The sequence below is a fragment of the Solirubrobacter pauli genome (assembly GCF_003633755.1).
Classification (GTDB): Bacteria; Actinomycetota; Thermoleophilia; order Solirubrobacterales; family Solirubrobacteraceae; genus Solirubrobacter; species Solirubrobacter pauli.
The window spans coordinates 1,281,662-1,295,943 of record NZ_RBIL01000001.1; the positions used below are offsets into that span (position 1 = coordinate 1,281,662).

At 74.5% G+C, this 14,282-nt stretch carries 8 protein-coding genes; 5 read left to right on the forward strand and 3 right to left on the reverse strand.

Annotated elements, in window-relative coordinates; translation table 11 throughout:
* Positions 1 to 5 precede the first annotated feature (5 nt).
* Both C8N24_RS05945 and C8N24_RS05950 read left to right on the forward strand, forming a co-directional pair.
* On the forward strand, positions 6 to 1,532 hold the full coding sequence (locus tag C8N24_RS05945) for an FHA domain-containing protein (protein WP_170178876.1): 1,527 nt from the start codon (positions 6 to 8) through the stop codon (positions 1,530 to 1,532).
* A complete protein-coding gene (locus C8N24_RS05950) occupies positions 1,533 to 7,148 on the forward strand; it encodes an NlpC/P60 family protein (protein ID WP_121248947.1) in 5,616 nt (1,871 codons plus the stop codon). It abuts the gene before it with no gap.
* Positions 7,149 to 7,182: 34 nt separating this feature from the next.
* Here C8N24_RS05950 and C8N24_RS05955 read toward each other — a convergent pair whose 3' ends face one another.
* Entirely contained in the window at positions 7,183 to 10,035 is a 2,853-nt protein-coding gene (locus C8N24_RS05955; RefSeq protein ID WP_170178877.1) for a serine/threonine protein kinase, read from the reverse strand.
* A 97-nt stretch (positions 10,036 to 10,132) separates the two neighbouring features.
* Here C8N24_RS05955 and C8N24_RS05960 point away from each other — a divergent pair, with 97 nt between their 5' ends.
* From C8N24_RS05960 to C8N24_RS05970, 3 genes are all read left to right on the forward strand, one after another.
* Entirely contained in the window at positions 10,133 to 10,765 is a 633-nt protein-coding gene (locus C8N24_RS05960) for a LuxR C-terminal-related transcriptional regulator (RefSeq protein WP_121248951.1), read from the forward strand.
* 7 nt (positions 10,766 to 10,772) lie between these two features.
* Positions 10,773 to 11,843 (forward strand): ArsA family ATPase, encoded by a 1,071-nt coding sequence (locus tag C8N24_RS05965; RefSeq protein ID WP_211339852.1) that lies wholly within the window; start codon positions 10,773 to 10,775, stop codon positions 11,841 to 11,843.
* A gap of 62 nt (positions 11,844 to 11,905) precedes the next feature.
* Positions 11,906 to 12,589 carry an AAA family ATPase gene (locus C8N24_RS05970; RefSeq protein ID WP_245971773.1) on the forward strand — a complete coding sequence of 228 codons (684 nt, stop codon included), beginning with the start codon at positions 11,906 to 11,908 and terminating at the stop codon, positions 12,587 to 12,589.
* On the opposite strand, the gene C8N24_RS05975 is transcribed toward C8N24_RS05970, so the two are convergent.
* Both C8N24_RS05975 and C8N24_RS05980 read right to left on the reverse strand, forming a co-directional pair.
* Entirely contained in the window at positions 12,569 to 13,798 is a 1,230-nt protein-coding gene (locus C8N24_RS05975) for a hypothetical protein (protein ID WP_121248955.1), read from the reverse strand. The genes C8N24_RS05970 and C8N24_RS05975 overlap by 21 nt on opposite strands.
* Positions 13,799 to 13,869: 71 nt before the next feature.
* Positions 13,870 to 14,226 (reverse strand): winged helix-turn-helix transcriptional regulator, encoded by a 357-nt coding sequence (locus C8N24_RS05980; protein ID WP_121248957.1) that lies wholly within the window; start codon positions 14,224 to 14,226, stop codon positions 13,870 to 13,872.
* Between the last annotated feature and the right edge of the window lie 56 nt (positions 14,227 to 14,282).

Below are 14,282 nucleotides of genomic sequence, written 5' to 3' on the forward strand. Positions count from 1 at the left end.
AGCTGGTGCTCGACGGGGGGCAGCGCGTGCCGGTGGTGCACGAGCTGATCATCGGGCGCGCGCCGGGGTCGACGGTGCTGCTCTCGGATCCCTCGGTGTCGCGCACCCACGCGCGGATCACGGCCGATGCGGTGCTCGAGGACGCCGGCTCCTCGCACGGCACGTGGCTGGACGGCGTGCGCGTGACCGGGCCGCTGCCGTTGCGTGACGGGGCGAAGATCCGGCTCGGGGACGCGGAGCTGCGCGTGGAGCGCCGGCGCGAGGCGGCCGAGGCCGGGCGGACGATGTTCGTGCCCGCGGGCGGGACGGCCTTCCTGCCGTCGGTCGGCGGGACGCAGTTCGGGATGCGGCCGCGGGTGCGGTCGGGGTACGCGTTGAAGCGGCTCGACGCGAGCGAGGGGCGCCAGCGCTGGGTGCTCAAGGACACGCGCAACGGCACGTTCCTGCGGCTGTCGGACAACGACGCGTGGGTGTTCGAGCTGCTCGACGGCTCACGCTCGCTGGTCGAGCTCGTGGCGGTGTGCGAGCAGCGGTTCGGGGCGACGGGCTCGCCGCGGCTCGTGCGGCTGCTGACCGACCTGGGCGAGCGCGGCTTCCTGGCGGGCGTCGCGGGCGGCGCGCCGGTGGCCGAGGCGCCGACGTCCGGGTGGCGCAAGCTCGTCAAGCCGCGCGAGAAGGTCTTCACCGGGCTCGGGCCGAAGGTCGAGGCGATCTACCGGGCGGGTGGCTGGGTGCTCTTCACCCAGGCGGCGTTGATCGTCATCGCCGCGCTGATCGTGCTCGGGCTCGGCGCGTTCATCTACCTGATCGCGGGGCGCTACGGCACGCCGTTCGTGGTGGCGTCGAAGTTCGGCCTCGGCGGGCTCGTGTTCCTGGGCGGGCGCTTCGCGGTGGTCGCCGTGCACGAGCTGGCGCACGGGCTGACGATGGCGTCGTTCGGGCGGCGCGTGGACCGGGCGGGGCTGAAGGCGATCGCGATCTTCCCGTACGCGTTCGTGGACACGAGCGAGGCGTGGTTCGAGCCGCGCCGTCGCCGGATCGCGGTCAGCGCGGCGGGTCCGGTGTCGGACTTCTCGCTCGGCGCGGTGTTCGCGCTGTGCGCGCTGCTCCTGCCCGAGGGGACCGTGCGCGACATCTTCTTCAACCTGGCGTTCGCGGCCTACGTCGGCGGGTTCTTCAACCTCAACCCGTTCATCGAGCGCGACGGCTACCACATGCTCGTCGACGGCCTGAACGAGCCGGGGCTGCGGCGACGGGCGAAGGAGCAGCTCGAGCGGCGGCTCCGCGGCGAGCGGGCCGAGGGGGACTCGCCGGTGCTGGCGCGCTACTCGCTGTGGGGCATCGGCTGGTCGGTCCTCGCGGCGGTGTTCGCGATCGCGATGACCTTCCGCTACAAGGACATCTTCCTCCTCTATGCACCGGAAGCGGTTGTATATGCGGTGATGGGCACGCTGTGGGTCGCCTTCTTCCTGCCGGTCTTCTTCGTGCTCGGCAAGCCGCTCTGGCAGCGGGTCCGCGGGGTTGGTGCGTAGGTGGCCACGACGCCCTCTGAAGCCGACGTCGCCGCGCGGCTGATCGAGCGCCTGCTCGCCGACCCGGGGTTCCGCGCGCGCTTCCGCCGCGACCCCGCGGGCGCCTGTCGCGAGGTCGGCCTGGAGTCGCTCGCGCAGGAGATGTCCCTGGGCGGCGGCAAGGCCTTCCACACGCTGGACATCCGCGAGTCGCGCTCCTCGCTGGCCGGGGTGATGATGGCCGCGGCGATGGAAGGCATCGTGGTCGGCCAGTTCGCCGAGAACGTCCTCCCGGCGATCGGGCAGATGCCGAGCGCGGTGGCCGACGTCGTCTCGCGCGTGGACCTGCCGGCGATCAGCCTGCCCGGCGGTGGCAACGGTGAGGCCGTCAAGCCGAGCCCGGTCGGGCCGGACGCGCCGGCCGCCGCTCCCGGCGCCGGCCAGGACGTGCCGAGCTCCGACGTGCCCGGCGTGGCGGGCACGCCGGACGTGCCGGGCGTGGCCCCGGCGAACGCGAGCGCGGGCGCCGCGGACGTGCCGACGGCACCGCCGCCCGCCTCCCCGCCCCCGGCCGCGACACCGCCCGCCGCCGACGCTCCGCCCGCCGAGGCCAAGCCGCCCGCGGAGTCGAAGGCGCCGGCGAGCGACCCCGCGGGCGACGCCGCCAAGCGGATCGCCGAGGAGGACAGCCCGGAGGCGGCGCAGCGCGCGCAGGAGGCGGACGCCGCCGACGCGCTGAACCAGCAGACCTCCGGCGTGCCCGGGTCCGACCAGCTGCCGAGCGCCGACGCGGCGACGGCGCCCGGCGGCGGCCCGCCCTCGCAGTCCGAGACGATCCCCGGCGGCGGCGCGCCGACCCCGTCCGTGGACCCCGGCGAGCTGGCTCCGGCGGACAACTCGGTGGCCCCGGGCGGCCCGGTGAAGGGCGGCCTGCCCGCGAGTGGCGGCGGCCCGGCGGCCGCGGGGGCGGCGGCCGGCCCGGGCGCGGGCGGCCCTGGCACGGCGGCCGGCGCGCCGCCGAGCGGGAACGCCGCCGCGGCCCCCGAGGCAGCGGGCGGCAAGCGCCAGTCCGAAGGGCTCGCCGGGGCGGCCAAGCGCTTCGCGCGGCGCCTCTCCGGAGGCGGCGGCGGCAAGGGCGGCGCGAGCGCGGCCGCCGACGCGGGCCTGCCGAGTGGCGGCGCGGCGCCCACCGACGCCGGGCTGCCGAGCGCATCCGCGGCGCCCGCCGACCCGAGCCTGCCGGGCGCGCCCGCCGCGCCCGTGGACAACTCGCTGCCGGCGACGCCGTCGGCCGCCGAGAACTCCCTGCCGGCCACGCCGGACGAGAACTCGCTGCCCAGCGCGCCGACCGACGGGCTGCCGAGCGCGCCCGTCGAGCCGCCCACCCCGCAGGCGCTGGCGCTGCTCGCCAACCCGAACCTGACGCTCGATCCCGGTGTGGCCGCGGGGCTGCAGGCCGGGGGCACGGACCCGCGGCTCGTCGGCGTGCTCACCCAGCTCGGCGCCGGGCACAAGCTGACGGTGACCGGCACGCCCGGCGACGGCGTGGTGGACATCACGCAGGTCGACGGCGAGCTCGTCAACCCCGACAGCGCGGCCGCGCGCGAGCTGGCCGGCGCGCTGGCGGCGCTGGACCCGTCGGTCCGGCCGGACGAGGTCGGCACGCCGTGGCCGATCTCCTCGCCCGGGTTCATCACCAACAGCGCCCATCAGGACCAGCTGCGGCTCACGTTCAAGGCGCCGGCGGCCCCGGAGGCGATCGCGCCCGCCGTCGCCGTGCCGGTCACGCCCGCGCCGCCCGCGGTGGCCGCCGCGGTCCCGGTCGCGCCCGCCGGACCGGTCGTGCCGGCCGAGCCCGCGTACGACCCGCGCAAGTCCGACGCGTTCCTGCCCGCGGTGAAGGCGACCGCGGCGTCCGCGCGCGAGCCCGACCGCACCGACTCGCAGGCCTTCCTGCCGGCGGTCGAGAAGCCGAAGGCCGCCGCCGCCCAGCTCGCGAGCCAGCCCGCGGCGGGCGTGGTCGAGGTCGTCGCCGCCGCGCCCGGTGCCTACCCGGGCGACAACGCGCCGAAGGAGCAGCTCGCGGGCTGGATGGCGAGCGAGGCGCAGCGGCGCGGCCTGCCACCCGAGCTGCCGGTGATGGCGTCGCTCGTCGAGTCGGGCCTCAAGAACGTCAACTACGGCGACGCCGACAGCCTCGGCTTCTTCCAGATGCGCGTGTCGATCTGGGACAGCGGCCCGTACAAGGGCTTCGCCGACAAGCCCGAGCTGCAGGTCAAGTGGTTCCTGGACGAGGCGGAGAAGGTCAAGGACGCGCGGGTCGCGGCGGGCAAGCCGATCGACGATCCCCAGCACTACGGCGAGTGGATCGCGGACACCGAGCGTCCGGCCGCCCAGTACCGGTACCGCTACCAGACCAAGCTCGAGGAGGCCAAGGGCCTGCTCGCCAACCGGACGGCGCCGCCGCCCGCGGCGGCCGCCGTGGCCGTCGCGAACCCGGCGCCCGCCCCGGCCGGGGGCCCGCTCGGGCCGGCGGCGCTCGCGATCGCGCAGGGCCAGCTCGGCGTGGCCGAGGTGGGCACGAACGCCGGCCCCCAGGTGGACGAGTACCTGGCCGCCGCCGGGGTGCCGTCGGGGAACCCGTGGTGCGCGTCGTTCATCACCTGGTCGCTGGAGAAGGCCGGGCACAAGATGCCGGGCGGCGGCTGGGCGGCCGTGCAGACGTGGGTCCGCAACGCCGAGCAGGGCAAGAACGGCCTACAGATCATCAGCGCCGAGGACGCCCGCCCGGGCGACATCGTCGCCTACGACTGGGGCGGCCAGACCGACTTCGGCGCCGACGGCCACATCGGCTTCGTCGCCAGCGACGTCAAGGACGGGAAGTTCACCGCGCTCGAGGGCAACAACGCCGACAAGGTCAACAGCGTCTCCCGTACGACCGGCACGGGCAACGTCGTCTTCATCCGCGTCAACGGCGACGCCACCGCGGGCGGTGCCCCACCCGTGCAGGCGCCGGCCCCGTCCGGCGCGGCCGCGCCGCCCGTCGACCCGAAGCAGTTCGGCGGCGACGAGGTCGGCACGGGCGGCGCCGCGAGCGCCGAGACGCTCGCCGCGCTCAAGAACCCGAACCTCGTCTTCGACGACGTCGGCAAGGCGGACCTCAAGGCCGGCCGGATCGACCCGCGCGTGATCGGCGTGCTGACCAAGCTCAGCCAGGAGCACAAGATCACGATCTCGTGCATGTGCTCCGACCACTCGAAGTTCACCGCGGGCGGCTCGGTCTCCAACCACTTCTACGGCCGCGGCGTCGACATCGCCGCGATCGACGGCGAGGTCGTCGGCCCCGGCAGCCCGCTCGCGCGCGAGATCGCCAGCGAGGTCAGCACGCTCGACGAGAACATCCGCCCGAACGAGATCGGCTCGCCGTTCGCGATCGGCGGCCCCGGCTACTTCACCGACGCCGCCCACCAGAACCACATCCACCTCGGCTTCAAGCAGGAGATCTCACCCGACTGGAAGCCGCCGGCGGACGTCGCGGCCCAGCCCGTCGCCGCCGCGCCCGCGCAGTTCGCCGCCACGCCGGGCACGCCGGTCGCGACCGCTGCCGCCGCCCCGGCCGAGCCCGCCTTCGACCCACGCCAGTCGGACGCGTTCCTGCCCGCGGTGAAGGCGAGCGCGGCGGCCGCCCGCGAGCCGGAGCGCTCCGGCTCCCAGGCGTTCCTGCAGGCCGTGGAGCCGCCCAAGCGTGAGACGCCGGCGGTGGCCCAGCCCGCCCAGCTCGCGGCCCAGCCAGCGGCGCCCGCCGCCGCCCAGCCCGCCGCCGCGCCCGCCGTGGACGTGTCCGCCGCGGTCGACGCCGCGCCCACCGCGTACCCCGGCGACAGCGCGCCGAAGGAGCAGGTCGCCGCCTGGATGGCCGCCGAGGCGAAGAAGCGCGGCCTGCCTCCGCAGCTGCCGATCATGGCCTCGCTCGTCGAGTCGGGCATGAAGAACCTCAACTTCGGCGACGCCGACTCGGTCGGCTTCTTCCAGATGCGCGTCGGCATCTGGAACCAGGGCGCCTACGCCGGCTACCCCGACAAGCCCGAGCTGCAGATCAAGTGGTTCCTCGACCAGGCCGAGGCCGTCAAGAAGCAGCGGCTCGTCGCGGGCAAGCCGATCGACGACCCGAACAGCTTCGGCGAGTGGATCGCCGACGTCGAGCGCCCGGCCGAGCAGTACCGCGGCCGCTACCAGACCAAGCTCGAGGAGGCCAACCAGCTGCTCGGCGCGCAGCCGCAGCCCGCCGCGGCGGCGGTCGCGCAGCCCGTGGCCGCGCCGATCGACCCCGCGGCCGCCGCGGCCGCGGTCGGCAACGCGCAGCTGCCCGCGGAGATCGCGGCGCCGCTGCAGCAGGCGATCGCGAGCGGCAACGGCCCGGGCCCGAAGGCGCTGGCGGCGATCACCGAGGCCTCCAAGCACATGGGCACGCCCTACAAGTGGGGCGGCTCGACCCCGCAGACGGGCTTCGACTGCTCGGGCCTGATGCAGTGGGCGTACGCGCAGTCGGGCGTGCAGATCCCGCGCGTGACGTACACCCAGATCGAGGCGCCCAACGGTGTCGAGGTCGCCGACCGCGCCCAGCTGAAGCCCGGCGACCTCGTGTTCTTCGCCGCCAACGGCGACGTCCACCACGTCGGCATGTTCCTCGGCGGCGACAAGTTCCTGCACGCGCCCTCGACCGGCGACGTGGTGAAGGTCTCCAGCCTGAGCGAGCCGTACTACGCGAGCCAGTTCGCGGGCGGCCGCCGCTTCGACGCCGGCGCGCCCGCCGCGCCCGTCGCGGCCGCCGCCGCCCAACCCGCGCAGCTCGCCGCCGCCGCGCCGATCGACCCGACCGAGGTCGCCAAGGCGCAGGCCGCCGTCGCCCGCGACGCCGCCGAGGTCCGCCGCAACGACTCGCAGCTGTTCATGGCCATCACCCGGGCCGAGGCGAGCAAGGCGGCCGCCGAGCAGGAGCGCCACGCGTCCCAGCTGTTCCTGAAGGCGGTCGACCCGTCGCAGGTCAAGCGCCGCTCGCCCGCGGCCGAGCCGCCCGCGGCGCCGCCGGCCGTCGCGCCGCCGCCGGTCCAGCCCGCGCCCGCGCAGGCCGCCGCCATCCCGGTGTCGGCGCCCGTCGAGGCCCAGCCGCCGGCGGTCAACCCGGCCGTGGCCGGCGTGTCGGTCGACCTCACGAACGCGGCGAGCGAGTATCCGGGCGACAACGCCTCCCAGGCGGAGCTCGCCAAGTGGCTGGCCAAGCAGGCCGAGGCCGCGGGGCTCCCGCCCGAGCTCCCGGTGATGGCCGCGCTCGTCGAGTCCGGCGTCAAGAACCTCAACTACGGCGACGCCGACTCGGTCGGGTTCTTCCAGATGCGCGTCGGCATCTGGGACCAGGGCGACTACAAGGGCTTCGCGAGCAAGCCCGAGCTGCAGGCCAAGTGGTTCATCGACACGGCGCTGGGCGTCAAGCGCCAGGCGATCAGCCGTGGCGACGCCGACTTCGGCAAGGACCCCGCCAAGTGGGGCGAGTGGATCGCCGACACCGAGCGCCCGGCCGAGCAGTACCGCGGCCGCTACCAGCTGCGGCTGGACGAGGCCCGCAAGCTGCTGGCGTAGGGCGCGGGGCGCGCCCTACGCGATCCGGGCTGGATCAGCCCTCGCCGCCGCCGGAGAGGCTGTCGCCGCCGCTCGACTTCTTCTTCGTCGGCGCGGGGCTGTTGTTCTGCGGCGCCGGGCTGGTGTTGCGCGGCGCGACGTTGTTCGTCGGCGGCGGCGTCGAGTTGCCGGTGCTGCCCGTGTTGGGCGTCGGCGTGCTCGACGGGGTCGCCGTGCTGCGACCGCCGCTGGGCGGCGAGGCGGCCTTCTTCTTGTCGCGCTTGAGCACCGGCAGCTTCTTCACCGCGACGGCGCGCTTGACGGCGGCCGAGCTGAGCTCGTAGCCGGCGGTCTCGAAGCCGTCGAACCCGGTCTGCAGGTCCTTGCCCGCCGCGGCCAGCGGCTTGTTCTGCTTCTTGAACCCGTTGCGGTCCTTGGCGCGGCCCTCGGACGCGGCCTTCTTGTACGCGGCGCTCGCGTCCTTGAGCGCGGCCACCAGCTGCGCCCGGGAGGCCTCGTCGGCCGGGCTCGTGGAGAGCTTGCCGAGCGACGTCGCGGCGGAGGCGTAGGCCGAGCCGAGGCGGCTCGTCGCGGACACCTGCGTCGTGCGCTTGCCCGCGTTGTCGAGGTCACGCGCGGCGGACTTCTCGGCCTTGTCGAGGCGGCCGAGGATCTTCTCGACCTTCGTCTGGTAGGTGTCGCTCGGGCCGACCGGGAAGGTCTTGTCGCCGGTGACGGTCATCGACGAGGCGATGGTGTCGCACGTCTTCGGGTCGGCGATGCAGGCGAGCATGGCCACGCCGTCGCCCGTCGGCACGGAGAGCACCGTGCCGGTCTGCGAGCCGATCGGCAGGTCGGCGTACTTGGCGGCCTGGACGCCGCCGTCGAGGTCGACCGTGGCGGCCGTCGGCGGCGTCTCGCCGCGCAGCTCCTCGGGCAGCAGCGTCGGGTCCGCGGCGGAGTCGTCGGCGCGGCCGAAGACGATCGTGCCGCCCTTCGGGCCGCCCATGGTCACCGCGCCGTCGGCGAAGCCGGGGATGTCGGCCGTAGCGCCGTCCGACCAGCCGGCCGGGACCGAGACGCGGATGCCGTTGGCCTCCACCGGCAGCGTGGCCTGCTGGGTCGCGGCGGGCGTCGCGGTCGAGGTGGCCGCGGCGCGCTCGGGCGTGTCGTCGCCGCCGCCCATCAGGGCGATGCCGGCGATCACGGCGACGATGGCCGCGCCGCCGACCGCGACGGGCACGAGCCAGCCGGGCCGGTCACCGCCGCCCGGCGACTTCGCCTTGGGCGCCTTCGGCGGCTTGGGCGGCGCCGGCGGGGGCGTCGCCTTCGACGGCATCATCGTGTCGGCCGCGCCCGCGGGCAGCGGCTCGACGGCGGGCTTCGCGGACGCGGGCGTCGCAGCGGCGGCGCCTCCGGCCAGCGCGGCGGCGCCCGCGGCACCGGCGAGGCCGGCCTTGCGATCGTCCTTCGCGGGCTCGCGCGACGTGTCGGGTGCGAGCGGCGAGCCGGGCGCCACGGAACCGGGGCCGCTCGGCGCGGCGGGCGTCGGCGGGACCGGCGGCGCGGCTTGCGCGGGCGTCGGCGGCTCCTTCGTCGGCGGACGCGACGGCGGCGGCGCGACGTAGGTCTCGAACTCGACGGGCGGCGCGGCGTCGGCGGGCGGCGTCGCGAGCGCTTCCGGCGTGTCGCTCACCGGTGTGTCCGGCGAGGGCAGCAGCACGTCGCTCGGCGGCGCCGGGGCGGGCACGCCGAAGGTGACGAAGCCGGTGACGCCCGTGGGCTCGTCCTCGACCGGCAGCGGCGCCGGGATGGCCTGCGAGGGCATCGGCGTCGGCGGGCCGACGATCGGCTCGGGGATCGCGGGCGTGGCCTCCGACGGCGGCGGCGTCCACATCGGCGGTGCCGCGGGCGTGCCGCCGGTGTCGCCGGCCGGCGCGCCCCACGCGAAGGACTTGAACTCCTCGGACGCCTCGCCGCCGTGCACGCTCGTGCCCTGGAACGGCGCGGGCGTGAGCGGCTTCGCCCCGCCGTTGGTGTCCTCGGTGCGGCGCTCGACCAGGCGCGCCTCCCGGCGCCAGCGCGGGCCGAGCAGGGAGATCAGGATCTCCTCGAAGTCGTCCCAGGCGTCCTGGGCGTTGCGCGTGCGGGCCTCGGGCTCCTTGACGAGCAGGCGCTCGATCCAGTCCGAGATGCGCTGGTCGACCTCGGGGCGGACGGTCTTGACGGCCGGGATCTCCTCGTTGACGTGCCGGAGGAGGATCGCCATCGGCGCGTCCGAGTCGTGGAACGGGACGTTGCCGGTGAACAGCTCGAAGGCCATGCAGCCGACCGAGTAGAGGTCCGTCCACGGACCGATGTCCTGCGCCATGGCCTGCTCGGGGGCCATGTAAGTTGGCGTGCCGACGGTCGTCCCGGTGGCGGTGAGGAACGCGCCCGTCTGCATCTTGGTGGTCGCCTTGGCGATGCCGAAGTCGGCGATCTTCACGCGGCCGTCGGCCGTGACCATGACGTTCTCGGGCTTGAGGTCGCGATGGACGATCTCGTGCGTCTCCGCGTGGGTGAGCCCGGCGAGCAGGCCTTCGAGGACGCCGCCGATCTGCGCCATGGTCATCCGCCCGACATGCGGACGCAGTGAGCCGCGCTCGATGTACTCCATCGCGATGTACGGCGTGCCGTCGTGCTCGAAGTAGTCGTGGACGGTCACGACGTTCGGGTGCGACAGGGATCCGGCCACGCGCGACTCGCGCAGGAATCGCTGGGCGAATGCGGGATCCGAGGCGTGGAACGCGCCCAGCTCCTTGAGGGCGACGAAGCGGTCGAGGTCCGTCTGCCGGGCCAGGTACACCATCGCCATGCCGCCACGACCGACCTCGCGGAGGATCTCGTAGCGGCCGACTGTCTTCATGACCTCAGGCATCCGTACTGCGTTCCCCTGTTTGACCGAGTTGAGGCACCGGTCGTAGTATCGCCAGGGATTTGTCCGCAGGCAACCACCCACAAGGGTGAAACTCTTCGTCCTCGACACCCATACGATCTACCGGCGGGGGCTGGTGGCGTGTCTGGACCTTCTCGAAGACGTCGAGGCGGTCGCGGGCGCCGAGTCCGTGCGCGACGCGTGGGAGGACCCCGCGTTGCACGGCGCGGACATCGTCCTGCTCGACCCCAGCCTCCCCGGCGGCAAGGACTTCCTGACCGCCGTGCGGGAGACCACCGGCGCGCGGGTGATCGTGTGCTCCTCCGACACCGCCCAGGAGGCGGTGGTGAGCGCTTTGCAGGCCGGTGCGGTGGGTTACCTGCGCAAGGACCAGCTCACGCCGGAGACGCTGGCGACGGCCGTCAAGGCCGCCGCGAACGGCACCGGCGTCGTCACGCCCGAGCTGCTCGAGCAGCTGCTGTCCAACCACGCGAGCAACGCCGAGGCGGCGGCCGCACGGCCCGTCGCGGCCAAGCTCACGGACCGCGAGCAGCAGGTGCTGTCGCTGATCGCGGCCGGCCACCCCACGCGCGAGGTGGCGCAGGAGCTGTGCTACTCCGAACGCACCGTCAAGAACGTGCTGCACGACGTCGTGACGAAGCTCAACGCCCGCTCGCGCTCGCAAGCCGTCGCGTTCGCCGTCCGCGAAGGACTGATCTGACGTTCGCATGCTGACCTCTCTCGAGCCGCTGCTCGAGGGGAAGCGGATGGTCATCTGCGCCGGGTCAGGCGGCGTCGGCAAGACGACGACCGCCGCGGCGGTCGCACTCGGGCTCGCCGAGCGTGGCAAGAAGGTCGCCGTGGTGACCATCGACCCCGCGAAGCGGCTCGCGACGGCGCTCGGGCTCGACGAGCTCGGCAACGCCCCGCACCGGGTGCCGCTGCAGGCCGAGGGCGAGCTATGGGCGATGATGCTCGACGCCAAGCGCACGTTCGACGAGCTGATCGAGCGGCTCGCGCCGGACGAGCGCACGCGCGACGAGGTGTTCGCCAACCGGATCTACCAGCAGCTCTCGAGCGCGGTCGCCGGCTCGCAGGAGTTCACGGCGATCGCCAAGCTCTACGAGCTCGACCAGTCCGCGCAGTTCGACGTCCTCGTGCTGGACACGCCGCCGTGGCGCAACGCGCTCGACTTCCTCGACGCGCCCGGCCGCCTCACCCGCTTCTTCCAGGGCCGGGCGATCCGGATGTTCCTCAAGCCCGCCGGCCTCCTCGGCCGCGGCACCGGCCTCGTGTTCAGCGTCATGCGCAAGGTCACCGGCGTCGACCTGCTGCAGGACCTGAGCGGCTTCTTCCGCTCGCTGAGCGGGATGATCGACGGCTTCACCGAGCGTGCCCGGCGCGTCGGCGCGCTGCTCGAGGACCCCGCGACGACGTTCCTGATCGTCACGGCGCCGCGCCACGACCCCGTCGAGGAGGCGATCTTCTTCCACCGCAAGCTGCGCGAGGCCGGGATGCCGTTCGGCGGGCTCGTCGTGAACCGCGTGCATCAGCCGCCCGACGACGCGCTGCCGGAGCCGGTCGCCATCGAGCTCGGCCCGGCGCTGGCGGAGCGGGTGAGCGCCGCGGCCGCGCAACTCGGCGCGCTGGCCGCACGCGACGCGGGCAACGTGGCGCGGCTGCGCTCCCGGCTGGGCGACCCGCCGACCCTCGTCGTGCCCGAGCTGGACGGGGACGTCCACGACCTCGACGGCCTTGCCGCGGTCCGCGCGCACCTCTTCCGCGAAGGCTCGCCTTGAAGGCTCGCCTTCGCTTGGAGAATCGCCCAGGGGGCGAATCTCCGGAGCCACTCGTGCGCTGCGTGCGGGTGCGGGAGCGGGGCACGGGCTGGCCGTGGACGATCCCGGCGCTGGCGCAGCTGGACGAGCTGCCGCTCGCGCCCGGCGTGACGTTCCTGGTCGGCGAGAACGGCTCGGGCAAGTCGACGCTGGTCGAGGGGATCGCGGTCGCGGCCGGCTTCGCTCCCGAGGGCGGCTCGCTCCAGTTCGGCGCGCAGACGCGCGAGGAGGCGCCGCCCCTCGGCGACGCGCTGCTGCTCGTCCGCGGCGCGCGGCGTCCGCGTGACGGCTTCTTCCTGCGTGCGGAGACGTTCTTCAACGTCGTCAGCGCGATCGACGTCTACGGCGCCCAGGACGCCTACGGCGGCGTCTCCCTGCACGAGCGCTCGCACGGCGAGGGCTTCCTCGACCTGGCCGTGCACCGGTTCCGGGACGGCGGTCTGTTCGTGCTCGACGAGCCCGAGGCCGCGCTGTCGCCGCAGGGCCTGTTCTCGCTGCTGCGGCGCATCCACGACCTCGTCGAGTCCGGCTCGCAGTTCGTGATCGCGACCCACTCCCCGATCCTGCTCGCCTACCCGGGCGCGCTGATCTACGAGCTCGGCGAGGACGGGCTCGTGGAGACGGCCTACGAGGACACCGACCACTTCCAGATGACGCGCGCCTTCCTCGAGGCGCCCGGGCGCTTCCTAGGCCGGCTGTTCGACTGACCCGGCGCCGCGCAGCTCGTCCGCGACCTTGCGCAAGTTCGGGTCCAGGTGGCCGCACAGGACGTCGCGCAGCACCGCGCGCAGGCAGCCGCCGAGCTCGGCGACGAGCTCCTCGACCTGCGGCGACGACTTGACGAAGCCGACCACCGCGGCGCGCTCGAGCGAGATCGCCTCGCGCACGCGGGCCTCGAGCGCGGGCCGGTCGTGCTGCTCGGCGCAGATCGCGGCGAGCCGCTCGGCCGCGCCGTCGTAGCCGGGCTGGTCGGCGTTCGCGAGCAGCGCGCGGGCCGCCAGCAGCCAGTCCGTCAGCGCCTCCAGCGCGCTGCCACGCTCGCAGCCGAGCTCGAAGCGGCGCAGCGCCCAGGCGAGCTCGCCCGACCGCGGCGTGCGACGCGCGACGAGGCCGCAGAACGCGCGCAGCGGGTCCTCCTCGTCGGCGTTGAGCAGGCAGTCCTCGCTGGGGCGCCGGATGCCGGTCGCGAGCGGGATCGCCAGCCACGGCGAGCCGTCCGTGCGGGCGTGCGCGGTCGGGCCGAGCGCGGGCTCGGCGTCGTCCCACAGGCGCAACGCGGTCTGCAGCCGGCGCAGGCGACGGCCGGCCTGCTCGAGCGCCCGCCCGTCCCTGGACTCGAGCGTGAGCACGGCGACGGTCGCGTGCGGGTCCTCCTCGGGAAGCCCGTGCGGCGCGTCGGTGAGCGTCGCGGCGCGCACGAGGCTGAGCCCTTCGCCCAGCGCGACCTCGTCGGACTCGATCACGAGCCCGTCGACCGGCGTGATCACGAGCGACAGCGCGCACCCGCTGTAGCTGACCTCCTCGAGCTCCGCGTAGGCGGCGGCGAAGCGGGCCTCGTCGTACACGAAGTCGGTCACGTCCTCCCAGACGGCGCCGAGGAACGCCTGCAGCGCGGCGTCGGGCATCTCGTGCGCCGGCGCGCGCCGGCCACGCTTGACCAGGTACGCGGGCAGGTCCGGGAGCGCCGCGAGCCCGCGGGCCGCCTGCGGATAGCTGGGCAGGCGGCTGAGCATCGTCCGGCGCTGCGCGATGAACCGCCCGGTCAGCGGGCGGTAGCAGTACAGGGGCGCGTTGCGCGTCGGCGTGGCGTCGAGCTCGAACGGGATCTCCGCGCCGCCCGACACCTCCTCCGCGAGCTGCCAGGCCGCCTCCTGGACGAAGGCCGCAAGTGAGTCGTGCAGCGCCCGGTTATGCATACCGCGGCGATTCGGCGCGTGCCGAACCGGTCCTGCCGCCGCAGGATGTCTTGCAGCGTCCGCGCTAGGTGCTAAGCCGCGACGGCTTCAGCCGTCTCGGGCGCTTCGGCGCACGAGCCCTCGGCGCCGAGCCACTCGCTGCCGTAGACCCGCATCGAGTCGATGATCGGCACCAGCGCGCGGCCCTTCTCCGTCAGCGCGTACTCGACGCGCGGTGGCACCTCGGGGAACGTCGTCCGGTGCACGATGCCCTCTTCTTCCAGCGCGCGCAGGCGCAGGGAGAGCGTGCGCGGCGAGATCCCGCCGAGTGAGCGCTCCAGCTCGCAGAAGCGCGACCGGCCCTCGGCCAGGTCGCGGACGATCAGCAGCGTCCACTTCCCGCAGACGATCTCGGCAGTGCGGCACACGGGGCAAGACGGGTCAGGCATCCGACTGCTCAGTCTAGCCCAAGACTTCACCAAGTGAAGTGGCCGCCCCGAAGTTA